The organism is Pedococcus sp. NPDC057267 (assembly GCF_042668795.1).
GTDB lineage: Bacteria > Actinomycetota > Actinomycetes > Actinomycetales > Dermatophilaceae > Pedococcus.
Genome location: NZ_JBHUYG010000116.1, coordinates 1 through 12459, shown reverse-complemented (window position 1 = coordinate 12459; position 12459 = coordinate 1). Strand labels below are relative to the sequence as shown.

Annotated in this window: 12 protein-coding genes; 7 read left to right on the top strand and 5 right to left on the bottom strand. The window is 72.9% G+C overall.

Translation table 11 applies throughout. The annotated features are described in order from the left end of the window. Positions 1–100: 100 nt before the first annotated feature. Both ACFUC1_RS18370 and ACFUC1_RS18365 read right to left on the bottom strand, forming a co-directional pair. On the bottom strand, positions 101–634 hold the full coding sequence (locus ACFUC1_RS18370) for a type II toxin-antitoxin system PemK/MazF family toxin (RefSeq protein ID WP_379122382.1): 534 nt from the start codon (positions 632–634) through the stop codon (positions 101–103). A 35-nt stretch (positions 635–669) separates the two neighbouring features. After that, positions 670–1563: a M48 family metallopeptidase gene (locus ACFUC1_RS18365; protein WP_379122380.1), complete on the bottom strand. Its 894-nt coding sequence runs from the start codon at positions 1561–1563 to the stop codon at positions 670–672. A 211-nt stretch (positions 1564–1774) separates the two neighbouring features. Between ACFUC1_RS18365 and ACFUC1_RS18360 the strand changes: the two genes are divergently transcribed. From ACFUC1_RS18360 to ACFUC1_RS18350, 3 genes are all read left to right on the top strand, one after another. Beyond that, positions 1775–2938: an MFS transporter gene (locus tag ACFUC1_RS18360; protein ID WP_379122386.1), complete on the top strand. Its 1164-nt coding sequence runs from the start codon at positions 1775–1777 to the stop codon at positions 2936–2938. A 153-nt stretch (positions 2939–3091) separates the two neighbouring features. Beyond that, positions 3092–4930, top strand: a complete 1839-nt coding sequence (gene lepA / locus ACFUC1_RS18355) for a translation elongation factor 4 (protein WP_379122384.1) — start codon at positions 3092–3094, stop codon at positions 4928–4930. A 27-nt stretch (positions 4931–4957) separates the two neighbouring features. Further along, positions 4958–5446, top strand: a complete 489-nt coding sequence (locus tag ACFUC1_RS18350) for a hotdog fold domain-containing protein (protein WP_379122378.1) — start codon at positions 4958–4960, stop codon at positions 5444–5446. 2 nt (positions 5447–5448) lie between these two features. Here ACFUC1_RS18350 and ACFUC1_RS18345 read toward each other — a convergent pair whose 3' ends face one another. Further along, entirely contained in the window at positions 5449–6246 is a 798-nt protein-coding gene (locus ACFUC1_RS18345) for a tyrosine-protein phosphatase (RefSeq protein WP_379122376.1), read from the bottom strand. A gap of 331 nt (positions 6247–6577) precedes the next feature. Between ACFUC1_RS18345 and hemW the strand changes: the two genes are divergently transcribed. After that, positions 6578–7807 (top strand): radical SAM family heme chaperone HemW, encoded by a 1230-nt coding sequence (hemW, locus tag ACFUC1_RS18340; RefSeq protein ID WP_379122374.1) that lies wholly within the window; start codon positions 6578–6580, stop codon positions 7805–7807. Positions 7808–7832: 25 nt separating this feature from the next. Here the strand turns inward: hemW and ACFUC1_RS18335 are convergent, their stop codons facing one another. Then, positions 7833–8222, bottom strand: coding sequence for a DUF4870 domain-containing protein (locus ACFUC1_RS18335; protein WP_379122372.1), 390 nt, complete (start codon positions 8220–8222; stop codon positions 7833–7835). Between the two features lie 144 nt (positions 8223–8366). Continuing rightward, a complete protein-coding gene (locus ACFUC1_RS18330) occupies positions 8367–9245 on the bottom strand; it encodes a DUF3097 domain-containing protein (RefSeq protein WP_379122370.1) in 879 nt (292 codons plus the stop codon). Between the two features lie 173 nt (positions 9246–9418). Here ACFUC1_RS18330 and hrcA point away from each other — a divergent pair, with 173 nt between their 5' ends. The 3 genes from hrcA to ACFUC1_RS18315 all read left to right on the top strand — a co-directional run. After that, entirely contained in the window at positions 9419–10450 is a 1032-nt protein-coding gene (hrcA, locus tag ACFUC1_RS18325; protein WP_379122368.1) for a heat-inducible transcriptional repressor HrcA, read from the top strand. 79 nt (positions 10451–10529) lie between these two features. Beyond that, positions 10530–11654, top strand: coding sequence for a molecular chaperone DnaJ (gene dnaJ / locus ACFUC1_RS18320; RefSeq protein ID WP_379122366.1), 1125 nt, complete (start codon positions 10530–10532; stop codon positions 11652–11654). A gap of 14 nt (positions 11655–11668) precedes the next feature. Next, positions 11669–12459 (top strand): 16S rRNA (uracil(1498)-N(3))-methyltransferase (locus tag ACFUC1_RS18315; RefSeq protein WP_379122364.1); only part of this gene is annotated, 791 nt, incomplete at its 3' end.

Here is a 12459-nt window from a genome sequence, read left to right as displayed (position 1 = left end):
GCGTCAGATGTGTATAAGAGACAGGTCACCGTCACGGTGACCGGCCCCTCGTCGTACCCGGCGCCTGGCGGGCCCAGGCGACGTCCCTCCCGACCGCCGATCAGCGATGGGCGTCGCGGACCGCGTGGGCGACCTGCTCGAAGCGCGCCCGGTCGAGCACGGCCCCCTCGCGCCGCACCGCGGCAGGGTCGACACGAAGCACCCGGTCCACCCTGACCTCGCTCGGGCGACGCTGGCGGTCCCACGCCCCCACGCCGATGTCGACCCACTGCCGACCCCACCGCGCCTCGTCGGCGGCGTCCCGGTCGTGGTCCTTGCTGGTCAGCATGAGGCCCAGCAGCCACGTGCCGTCGCGGCCGACGACCAGGACGGGGCGGTCCTTGCCCTGGCTGTGGTCCTCCTCGTAGGGCACCCACGTCCACACGACCTCGCCCGGGTCGGGCTGTCCGTCCGGGGTGGGGGAGTAGGACAGCCGCGGCGTGCCGGTGAAGTCGCCCGGGTAGGCGCGCCCCCCGGTGGTGGTGGCTGCCCGACGACGGGCCGCCTGCCCGGGCACCCCGGCGGCCGGTCCCGGGCCGCCCCTTCGGTGCTGGGGGTGGGCCCGTCCGAGAAGTCGCTGCAGGAGTCCGCGCATGCGGGCACGCTACGCGAGACCGGTGGCCCGGCCGGTCAGCCGCGGTCCTTGGGCCGCCACAGGAGGCGGCCGGGGCGGCGGCGGTCGCGCAGCGCGTGCGAGCGCCAGACGAGCACGGGGTGGGACGCGAGCGCGTTGACCCACCACACGAAGAAGCCGGTCTCGGTGGTCGCGCGGTCGGCCAGGGCGTTCACGTCGACGGTGCGGTTGAGGTACTTGCCGGCGGCGAGGGTCGCCATGGCGGCGGCGCTGCCCTGCGGGACCATCGCGTAGCCGAAGTTGTCGGCGGTGTACTCCTGGCTGCGCGACAGGGTCGAGCCGAGGAACGGGATCCACGACGCACCGCTGATCCCCAGCAGCCGCCAGTAGCTCGTGTGGCCCGCCGCGATGTGGCCGACCTCGTGGCCGATGATGAACCGCAGCGCGTCGGGGTTGCGGGCCTCGCCGCCGATCTCGAACAGGTCGCTGTAGACGAAGGTGAACTTGCGGAACCCGTGCCCGGACGCGGCGGCGTTGATCATGCCGTTGCCGAGGACGACGTAGGCGTCCGGCAGCTTGGCCAGGCCGTGGTGGGCCGCGGCCTCGACCAGCATCTGGTACGCCTGCGGGTACTGCGTGGGGGTGATCTTGACGCCGCTGAGCCGCAGCTGGGCGTAGAGCTGCCCACGCGCGAAGTAGACGATGACGGGGGCGGCGAGGAAGAAGACGGCGTACGGGTCGGGCTGGCGGCGCTCGACGACCGCCGACGCGACCTCGTACCCCGCGAACGACCACACGAGCACCGACCCGAGCAGCACCAGGACGAGGCAGAGGTTCTCGAGGGGGTGGCGCAGGTGGGTGCGGACGCCCCTGCGGTACCCCGGCGGGAACATCGGACCCATCGGTCCGGTCGGGCCGACGGGGGGTGCGTACTGGGTCTGCTCGGCCATGGTCCCCTCGATCTGTGCGCGGTCGCCCCGATCGTATGTCGGGTTCCTCCGCATCCCGTGGACGCCCCTGCGCGCCCGGGGCCGTCACCCCGACCCTGTGGGAATGCGACGCGCAGGCCGACCCGTTGGACCTCGGGTGACCGACGCCCAGACCGCCGTGCCCGTCGCCGACCCGCTCGACCCCGTCGGTCCCGAGGTCCGGCCGGCGCACATGCGGCTCGCCCTGCTGGCGCTGGCGGTGGGCGGGTTCGCCATCGGCACCACCGAGTTCGTGACGATGGGTCTGCTTCCGCAGGTGGCCGACGGAGTCGGCATCGACATCCCGACCGCCGGGCACGTCGTGTCGGCGTACGCCGCCGGCGTGGTCGTCGGTGCGCCGGTGCTGGCGACCCTGGGCTCGAAGCTGCCGCGCAAGACCCTGCTGCTCTGGCTGATGCTCGCATTCGCCGTGGCCAACGGGCTCTCGGCGCTCGCGGGCAGCTACGGGCTGCTCATGGTCGCCCGCTTCCTCTCCGGCCTGCCGCACGGCGCGTACTTCGGCGTCGGCTCGCTCGTCGCCGCCTCGCTCGTCCCCACGCACCGCCGCACGTGGGCGGTGTCGATGATGATCGCCGGGCTCACCGTGGCGAACATCGTGGGCGTCCCGCTCACGACGCGCCTCGGCCAGGCCTACGGGTGGCAGTGGCCGTATGCCGCGGTGAGCGTGATCGCGCTCGTCACCGTGCTGGCGGTGTGGCGCTGGGTGCCGTTCTGCCCGGCCGACGGCGGGGTGTCCGTGCGCTCGGAGCTGTCCGCGCTCAGGCGGCCGCAGGTGTGGCTCGCCCTCGGCATCGGGACCGTGGGCTTCGGTGGCATGTTCGCGACGTTCTCCTTCATCGCCCCGACCATGACCGACCTCGGTGGCTTCTCGAGCGCGACCGTGCCGGTCATCCTGGCGCTCTACGGCGTCGGCATGACGGCAGGCGCCATGCTGTCCGGGCCGGTGGCGCGGTTCGGGCTCCTCCGGGGGATCACCGTCTCGCTCGTGACGATCGCCGTCATGCTCGCCCTGTTCGGCCCGGCCGTGCAGGCGTCCCAGGTGCTCGCGCTCGTGGCGGTCTTCCTGCTCGGACTGCTGCCGAGCGTGCTCGTGCCGATGCTGCAGACCCGCCTGATGGACGTCGCGCACGAGGGCCAGGCGCTCGCCGCCGCGCTCAACCACTCCACCCTCAACATCGCCAACGCCCTCGGCGCCTGGCTCGGCTCGATCGTGCTCGCCGCGGGCCTCGGCTACGAGTGGCCCTCGCGGGTCGGGGCGATGCTCGCCGTCCTCGGCGTCGGCATCGCCCTGTGGTCGCTCGCCCTGGACCGCCGGACCACGGCGCGCTCGGCCTGACCCACGGCGCCGAGGTCCCGCACTGCGGGGCGCAGGCGACCCGTCGGGGACGGCAGGCCCGGTGGTGCGTCACCGGCACACCCGGGCGCATGGGAGGATGGACCGATCCGTCCGCCCGACGTCCTCGTGAGGTTCGAAGCACCCGTGTCCCCCCTGGCCCGCACCGCGCTGCAGCCTGCCGCGACGCCGCCGGAGCTGATCCGGAACTTCTGCATCATCGCCCACATCGACCACGGCAAGTCGACGCTGGCCGACCGGATGCTGCAGATGACCGGCGTCGTCGACGAGCGGGCCATGCGCGCCCAGTACCTCGACCGGATGGACATCGAGCGCGAGCGCGGCATCACGATCAAGTCGCAGGCCGTCCGCATGCCGTGGGAGCTCGACGGCACCACTTACGCGCTCAACATGATCGACACCCCCGGGCACGTCGACTTCACCTACGAGGTGTCGCGGTCCCTGGCGGCGTGCGAGGGCGCGGTCCTGCTCGTCGACGCGGCACAGGGGATCGAGGCGCAGACCCTGGCGAACCTCTACCTCGCCATGGAGAACGACCTCACGATCATCCCGGTCCTCAACAAGATCGACCTCCCCGCCGCGCAGCCGGAGAAGTATGCCGAGGAGCTGGCCGGGCTCATCGGGTGCGAGCCCGAGGACTGCCTCAAGGTGTCGGGCAAGACCGGCGTCGGCGTCGAGCCGCTCCTGGACGAGATCGTGCGGCAGCTCCCTGCCCCCGTCGGCGTGGCCGACGCCCCGGCCCGGGCCATGATCTTCGACTCGGTCTACGACACCTACCGCGGCGTCGTGACCTACGTCCGCGTCGTCGACGGGCACCTCATCCCGCGCGAGCGGATCCAGATGATGTCGACGCGGGCCACGCACGAGCTGCTCGAGATCGGCGTCATCAGCCCCGAGCCGGTGCCCTCCAAGGGTCTCGGCGTCGGCGAGGTCGGCTACCTCATCACCGGCGTCAAGGACGTGCGGCAGTCCCGCGTCGGCGACACGGTGACGAACCAGTCCAAGCCCGCGACCGACGCCCTCGGCGGCTACCGCGACCCCAAGCCGATGGTGTTCTCGGGGCTGTACCCGATCGACGGGTCGGACTACCCCGACCTGCGCGACGCCCTCGACAAGCTCAAGCTCAACGACGCGGCGCTCGTCTACGAGCCGGAGACCTCGGCGGCGCTGGGCTTCGGCTTCCGCATCGGCTTCCTCGGCATGCTGCACCTCGAGATCGTCCGCGAGCGGCTCGAGCGCGAGTTCAACCTCGACCTGATCTCGACCCTGCCCAACGTCGTCTACGACGTGACGATGGACGACGGCAGGGAGATCGTCGTCACCAACCCCAGCGAGTTCCCCTACGGCAAGGTCGCCTCGGTGACCGAGCCCGTCGTGCGGGCCACGATCCTCGCGCCGAGCGAGTTCATCGGCGCGATCATGGAGCTCTGCCAGCAGAAGCGGGGCAGCCTGCGCGGGATGGACTACCTGTCCGAGGACCGCGTCGAGATGCGCTACACCCTCCCGCTGGCCGAGATCGTCTTCGACTTCTTCGACCAGCTCAAGTCGCGCACGCGCGGGTACGCCTCGCTCGACTACGAACCCGACGGCGAGCAGGAGGCCGACCTCGTCAAGGTCGACATCCTCCTGCAGGGCGAGACCGTCGACGCGTTCTCGGCGATCGTCCACAAGGACAAGGCCTACGCGTACGGCGTCATGATGGCCAGCAAGCTCAAGGACCTCATCCCGCGCCAGCAGTTCGAGGTGCCGATCCAGGCCGCCATCGGGGCCCGGATCATCGCCCGCGAGAACATCCGCGCCATCCGCAAGGACGTGCTCGCCAAGTGCTACGGCGGTGACATCAGTCGCAAGCGCAAGCTGCTCGAGAAGCAGAAGGCCGGCAAGAAGCGGATGAAGAGCATCGGCACCGTCGAGGTCCCGCCGGAGGCCTTCATCGCGGCCCTGTCCAGCGACACCGAGAAGTCCAAGAAGTAGGGGTTACCGGCCGGTAGCATCGCCGGCATGGTCGACACGTACGCCCTCTACCGCCGGCTCGCGGCATACCCCCAGGGGACCCGGCTGTTCTCGCTCGTCTTCGAGCAGGCGGCGCCCTACTTCCGCTCGGCCCGGCCGCGGTTCGTGAGCCTGGAGCCGAACCGCGCCGTGCTGACGGTCCGCAAGCGCCGGCGGGTGCACAACCACCTCGGCACCGTGCACGTCATCGCGATCTGCAACGGCCTCGAGGCGGCGATGGGTGCACTGGCCGAGGCGAGCATCCCGTCCACCCGCCGCTGGATCCCCAAGGGCATGGACGTCGCCTACACGGCGAAGGCCACGTCCGACATCACCTGCGTCGCCGAGACCGACCCGGCCGACTGGGCGCGGGAGGGTGACACCGACCTGCCGGTCCGGGTGCGCGGCACCCGGTCCGACGGCACGACCGTCGTCGAGGGCGTCATCCGCCTCTGGGTGACGGACAAGCCCGATGAGCGGGTCCCGCCGCCGGCCTGATGTCAGTCGCGCAGGCGGCCGCGCAGCTGGGCGACCTGGTCCTGGCTCCAGCCGTTCTCGAGCAGCCAACCGGCTGCGCCGCCGTGGCGCTCGGCGAGCACCGCCAGGATGCGCTGCATCGTCTCCGGCCGCGGCAGGTGGTGGCTCATCGGCTGGTCCCGGAGCACCTCCTCGTATGCCGGCCGCGCCATGAGGCGCGCGACGATCGCCTCGATCCGCTCGCCGGTGGCGACGTAGTCGGCGACGACGTCCTCGTCCGAGACGCCGGCCACGGAGAGGGCGAGGCCGACCACCGTGCCGGTGCGGTCCTTGCCCGCGGCGCAGTGCACGATCGTGGCGCCGCGGCTCTCGGCCACGACCTGGAGGGCGCCGAGCACCGAGTCGGGACGGTCAGCCAGGTAGCCCAGGTAGTGGCTCGCCCAGTAGTCGTCGTCGCGCCGCGGCGGCTTCGGGCGCTCGGTGCGGGCCGACTTCGACCACGGCAGGACCAGGGCGTCCTCGGCGCTGACCTCCACCTCGTCGTCGCGGAAGAGCGAGTGCCGGTGGTGGGTCGCGAGCTCGCGGACCTGCAGCGGTCCGGGCCCCTCGATCCGCACCTCGACGTCGCTGCGCAGGTCGACGATGTCGGTGACGCCCACCTGTTCGACGAGGTGCCGGACGTCGGCGTCGCTGAGGTCCTGCAGGTTGTCCGAGCGCAGCAGCCTGCCGCTGGCGACGGTGCCGCCGTCGGTCGTGGGGAGTCCGCCGACGTCGCGCATGTTCACGACGCCGTCGAGGTCGATCCAGCCGGGAGTGCTCACCCGACCGACTCTAGGTGGCGTCGGTGTCGAGGAGGTTGCGGGGCGCCGGGAAAGGGTGAGGGCCTCGGAAAGTATGAGTTTCCGAGGCCCTCGACGACTCGGACCGAGGTCCGGGTCGGCGCTCCCACCGAGGTGGGGGCGCACGACCATGTCTAGTCGCCGGACCGCGGCTCCACAAGGGCTTTCCCGCAGGTGGGAGGGCCTTTTTCGACGGCCTCCGGCGTGTCGCCGGGACACGCCGGACAGGCTGTGACGGGTGGGACGAGGACCCGCGTGGCGCCGCGGGCGGCCTCGGCGCAGGGGTGCCGGAGGCCCTGAGACAATGGTGCCCATGCCCAGCGCCCTGCCCGACGGCGACCCCGCGCCGCCCGACGGGCGGCTGCCGGAGGCCTCGCTCGCGACCCTCGCGCAGCGGCCGTTCGGGGTCTACCTGCACGTCCCGTTCTGCCGCGTGCGCTGCGGCTACTGCGACTTCAACACCTACACGCTGCTCGAGCTCGGCACGGACGGGGCCGGCGTCTCCACCTTCGCCGACGCCGCGCTCAAGGAGCTGGCGCTCGCGGGCGAGGTCCTCGGAGCGGACGCCCCCGCGGTCGGGACCGTCTTCGTGGGCGGCGGCACGCCCACCATGCTCGCGGCGACGGACCTCGCCCGGATGCTGCACGGCATACGGGAGCAGTGGGGGCTCGCCGACGATGCGGAGGTGACCACCGAGGCCAACCCCGACTCGGTGACGCCGGAGTCGCTCGCCGTCCTCGCCGACGCCGGCTTCACCCGCGTCTCGCTCGGGATGCAGTCGGCCGTGCCGCACGTCCTGCACACCCTCGACCGCACCCACGACCCGGCCAACGTCGCCCGGGCCGTCGAGGCGGCGCGCGCCGCGGGCCTGCAGGTCAGCCTCGACCTGATCTACGGAACGCCGGGGGAGAGCCTGGCGGACTGGCGCACCAGCCTGGACGCCGTCGTCGCGCTGCATCCGGACCACGTGTCGGCCTACGCCCTCGTGGTCGAGGACGGCACCCGGCTCGCCGCCCAGGTCCGCCGCGGGGAGGTCGCCGCGCCCGAGGACGACGACGAGGCCGTGAAGTACGAGCTCGCCGACGAGGTGCTCTCCGCGGCAGGCTACGACTGGTACGAGGTGAGCAACTGGGCGAGCCGCCTGGACGCCCGATGCCGCCACAACGAGGGCTACTGGGACGACGGCAACTGGTGGGGCGTCGGCCCGGGCGCGCACAGCCACGTCGGCGGCGTGCGCTGGTGGAACGTCAAGCACCCGACCGCGTATGCCGGCCGGGTCGCCGACGGCGTCAGCCCGGCCCACGGCCGGGAGACGCTGACCGCCGAGCAGCGCTACGACGAGCGCGTCCTGCTCGGGGTGCGGCTCGTCGACGGCCTGCCCCTCGCCGACCTGCACGACGAGGGCCGCACCGCCGTGGCGGGTCTCATCGCCGACGGGCTGGTGGACGGGGCAGCGGCCCTGCGCCGCCAGCGCGTGGTGCTGACGAGGCAGGGCCGCCTGCTGGCCGACACCGTCGTGCGACGGCTCCTCGGCCTGCGCTAGGACTCGGGCGTGCGCCCGGGCCGGCTCACTTGACGAAGCGGATGGTGAACGGCGGGTCGTACCACTCGCCGTTGTTGGCGCGCATGGCGGCGATCGCGTGGATGACGACCGCGGCGACGACCACGATCGGGTACAGGACGAAGCCGATCAGCACGATCATCAGGACGCCCGAGACGATGAGGCCGATGAGGGCCGTCAGCTGCACGTTCACCGCGTTCGCGGCGTGCGCCCGGACGAACGGGCCGCGGTCGCGGTAGACGAGGTAGATGACCAGGCTGGCGACGAAGCCGAGGGTGCCGGCGCTGACGACCATGGCCACGCCGGAGATGACGTGGGTCAGGGTGGCCCAGGTCTTCTCCTCCTGCTGCGACATGGGCTGTGCGGGTTGCTGCGGGTACTGCGGTGAGGCGGTCATGTCTCTCCTCCGTGGATGGTGCCTTCACCCAGTGAAGCGCACGGGAGCCACGGATCGTCCCGGTTTCGGGGTGCGCTCAGGGCAGCGTCAGGGCCGACCCTGAGCGGCGACCGCGGCCACCGCCCCCGAGGAGCGCCCCCGACGTCAGTGCCCGGGCTCGGTCACGAAGTCGATGAGCTCCTCGACGCTGGCCAGCAGGGTCGGCTCGAGGTCGGCGTACGTGCGGACCGTGCCGAGGATCTGCTTCCACGCCCGGGCGATGTCGGCCTGGCTGTCGTGCGCCCAGCCGAGGTGGGCGCAGATGCCGTGCTTCCACGAGGTCCCGCGGGGGATGACCGGCCAGGCGTCGAGCCCGAGCCGCTCGGGTCGCACGCTCTGCCACACGTCGACGTACGGGTGGCCCAGGACCCGCACGTGTGCGGCATACGGCTGCAGGCGGCGCGCCTCCTCCACGACCCGGTGCTCCTTGGTGCCCGGCACGAGGTGGTCGACGAGGACGCCCATCCGGCGGCCGGGGCCGGGGGAGAAGTCCCGGATGGCGGCGGAGAGGTCGTCGACGCCGTCGAGCATCTCGACGACGACGCCCTCGATGCGCAGGTCCTCGCCCCACACCTTCTCGACGAGCTCGGCGTCGTGCCGGCCCTCGACGAAGATCCGCGACCCGCTCGCCACCTTGGCGCGCACGCCCTCGACGGCGCGCGACCCCGAGGCCGTGCGCGACGAGGCCTGCTTCGCCGCGGCGAGCTGGGCCCGCGCCGCCGCGGTCGGGGGAGTCAGGACGACCGGGGCGCCGTCGAGCAGGAAGCCTGGGCCGAGCGGGAAGCCCTTGGTGCGGCCCCGCCGGTCCTCGAGGTGGACGACCCGCATGCCGCCGGCCTTCTCGACCCGGACGACCGCCCCGCACCAGCCGGTCTCCACGTCCTCGACGACCAGACCGGTCACGGCCTCCACCTCCGTCGCGCGCCCGCGAGGGGGCTTGCGCCAGTCGGTGGAGAGCACGTCGGAGCCATAGCGGTCGGGCACCGGGGAAGGGTATGCCGGGTGCGGCGGCCGGCCGCGGGGACGCGCCGGTCGATGCGGCCGGGGCGCGCCGAACGGCATAGACTTGGCACTCCGAGGGTGTGAGTGCCAACGTGGGGAGCTGCCACGGGCGGCCCCGCCCGCGGACGAAGTGCCAGCCGAACGACAGGAGCGCCATGAGCGAAGAACGACGCCTCGCCGTGCTGCGCGCCATCGTCCAGGACTACGTCGAGACGTCCGAGCCGGTCGGGTCCAAGGCGCTGCTCGAGCGCCACCACCTCGGGGTGTCCGCGGCGACGGTCCGCAACGACATGGCCGTGCTCGAGGAGGAGGGGCTGATCGCGGCCCCGCACACCAGCGCGGGGCGGGTCCCGACCGACGCCGGTTACCGCCTGTTCGTCGACCGGCTCAGCTCGGTCAAGCCGATGTCGGCGGCCGAGCGCGCCGCCATCGCCCACTTCCTCGAGGGCGCCGTCGACCTCGACGACGTCGTCGACCGGACGGTGCGGCTGCTCGCGCAGCTGACCCGCCAGGTCGCCGTCATGCAGTACCCGTCGCTGACCCGGTCCTCGGTGCGGCACATCGAGTTCGTGCCGATGGGCGGCCGGCGGCTCATGGTCGTGCTCATCGTCAACACCGGCCGGGTCGAGCAGCGGGTCATCGAGACCACCGCGGACCTCACCACGCCCGAGGGCGAGGCCACCCTCGGGCTGGTCCGGGCCAAGGTCAACGCCCGGGCCGTGGGGGAGCGGCTCGTGGACGCCTCGGCGGCCCTGTCCTCGCTGCCCGAGGAGTTCGAGCCCGCCGACCGCGACCTCGTCCGCGCCGTCGTGCAGTCGCTCGAGGACGCGCTGGTCGAGGAGCGCGAGGAGCGCGTCGTCCTCGCCGGCACGGCCAACCTCGCCCGCGTCGGCACCGACTTCCCGCTCACCATCGGGCCGGTCCTCGAGGCGCTCGAGCAGCACGTCATCCTGCTCAAGCTGCTCGGCACCGCGCGCGAGACCTCCGACGCCGTCTCCGTGCGGATCGGCCACGAGAACCCGTATGCCGGGCTGCAGTCGACCTCGGTCGTCTCCACCGAGTACGGCACCGGGGCAGACCTCGTCGCCGGGCTCGGCGTCCTCGGCCCGACCCGGATGGACTACCCGACCACCATGGCCTCGGTGCGGGCGGTCGCCACCTACGTCTCCCGGATCCTCGCGCAGTGAGCGCCGGGTCCACCTCCCGCGGGGCCGTCACCGCCGCCGGCTCCCCGACCGTGTCGATGCACCACTGACAAGGATCTTCGTGAACGACTACTACCAGGACCTCGGCGTCTCGCGGGACGCCACCGCCGAGGACATCAAGCGGGCCTACCGCAAGAAGGCGCGCACCCTGCACCCGGACGTCAACCCCAGCCCGGAGGCGGAGGAGCAGTTCAAGAAGGTGTCCCAGGCCTACGACGTGCTCTCCGACCCGGAGAAGCGCCGCTCGTACGACATGGGCGCCGACCCGTACGCCGCCGGTGCTGCGGGCTTCGGCCAGGGCTTCTCGTTCAGCGACATCATGGACGCGTTCTTCGGCGCCGGGGCCGGCACCGCCCAGCGCGGCCCGCGCTCGCGCCAGCGCCGCGGCCAGGACGCCCTGATCCGGCTCGACATCGACATGGCCGACGCCGTCTTCGGCGCCGAGAAGGAGCTCACGGTCGAGACGGCCGTCGTCTGCTCCACCTGCCACGGCGACGGCGCCCAGCCGGGCACCTCGCGCCGGACCTGTGACGTCTGCGGCGGCCGGGGCGAGATCCAGCAGGTGCAGCGGTCCTTCCTCGGCCAGGTGATGACCAGCCGCCCCTGCATGACCTGCCAGGGCTACGGCGAGGTGCTCGTCAGCCCGTGCTTCGAGTGCTCCGGCGACGGCCGCGTCCGCACCCGCCGCACCCTCACCATCAAGGTCCCGGCGGGCGTCGACACCGGCACCCGCATCCAGCTCACGGGTGAGGGCGAGGTCGGCCAGGGCGGAGGACCCGCCGGCGACCTCTACGTGGAGGTGTCCGTCCGGCCGCACGCGACCTTCCAGCGCCGCGGCGACGACCTGCACGCCACGGTCGAGCTGCCCATGACCGCGGCTGCGCTCGGCACGACGCTGAAGCTCGACACCTTCGACGGCTCCCAGGAGCTCGAGGTCAAGCCGGGCACGCAGGCCGGTGACGCGGTGACGCTGCGCGGTCTCGGCGTGACGCACCTGCGCGGCGGCGGCCGCGGCGACCTGATCGTCCACGCCAACGTCATGACCCCGACCCGCCTCGACGAGCAGCAGGAGGAGCTCCTGCGCCAGCTCGCGGTGCTGCGCGGGGAGGAGCGCCCCGAGGGTCGTCTCGCGCCCGCCAACCAGGGCCTGTTCGGCAAGCTGCGCGAGGCCTTCAAGGGCCGCTGAGCCCTGACCCGGCCATGACGCTCCCGCTCTTCCTCGTCGACCCGGCCCGCGTGGCCTCCGCCCTGCCCGGGTCCGCCGTGGTGCTGGACGGGCCCGAGGGTCGGCACGCCGCCACCGTGCGCCGGATCGCCGCGGGGGAGCGCGTGCTGCTCGCCGACGGCGCGGGCAGGCGCCTGGTCTGCGAGGTCACCGGGGCCGGCCGCGGTGAGCTGGACCTCCAGGTGCTGGAGGTCCAGGAGGTGCCCGAGCCCCAGCCCCGGTTCGTGCTGGTGCAGGCCCTGGCCAAGGGCGACCGCGACGACCAGGCGGTCGAGGCCGCGACGGAGTTCGGCGTCGACGAGGTGGTCCCGTGGCAGGCCGCCCGGTGCATCGTGCAGTGGCGCGGCGAGCGGGGGGAGAAGGCCCGCGGCAAGTGGGTCGCGACGGTCGTCGCAGCCGCCAAGCAGTCCCGCCGGGGGCGGGTGCCCGTCGTCGCCGAGCTGGTCACGACGAAGACGCTCACGGCGCGCGTGGCCGGTGCCGCGGCGGCATACGTCCTGCACGAGGACGCGACCACGAGCCTGGCGAGCCGGACCCTCCCGACCGAGGGCGACGTGGTGGTCGTCGTCGGGCCCGAGGGCGGCATCACCCCCGAGGAGGTGGCCGCCCTCGAGGCGGCGGGTGCCGTGGCCGTCCGCCTGGGTGACACCGTGCTGCGCTCCTCCAGTGCCGGGCCGGCCGCGCTCGTGCTCGACCTGCTGCGCGGGGCGGGGGAGGGCGGGATCAGCCCGCGGGAGCTGCCCGAGCGGACCTGGCTCACCCCGCA

Coding starts and splice junctions, on each gene's coding strand:
- ACFUC1_RS18365 (WP_379122380.1), bottom strand. CDS start 1,563: ATGGCCGAGCAGACCCAGTACGCACCCCCCGTCGGCCCGACCGGACCG.
- ACFUC1_RS18350 (WP_379122378.1), top strand. CDS start 4,958: ATGGTCGACACGTACGCCCTCTACCGCCGGCTCGCGGCATACCCCCAG.
- hemW (WP_379122374.1), top strand. CDS start 6,578: ATGCCCAGCGCCCTGCCCGACGGCGACCCCGCGCCGCCCGACGGGCGG.
- ACFUC1_RS18360 (WP_379122386.1), top strand. CDS start 1,775: ATGCGGCTCGCCCTGCTGGCGCTGGCGGTGGGCGGGTTCGCCATCGGC.
- ACFUC1_RS18370 (WP_379122382.1), bottom strand. CDS start 634: ATGCGCGGACTCCTGCAGCGACTTCTCGGACGGGCCCACCCCCAGCAC.
- ACFUC1_RS18335 (WP_379122372.1), bottom strand. CDS start 8,222: ATGACCGCCTCACCGCAGTACCCGCAGCAACCCGCACAGCCCATGTCG.
- hrcA (WP_379122368.1), top strand. CDS start 9,419: ATGAGCGAAGAACGACGCCTCGCCGTGCTGCGCGCCATCGTCCAGGAC.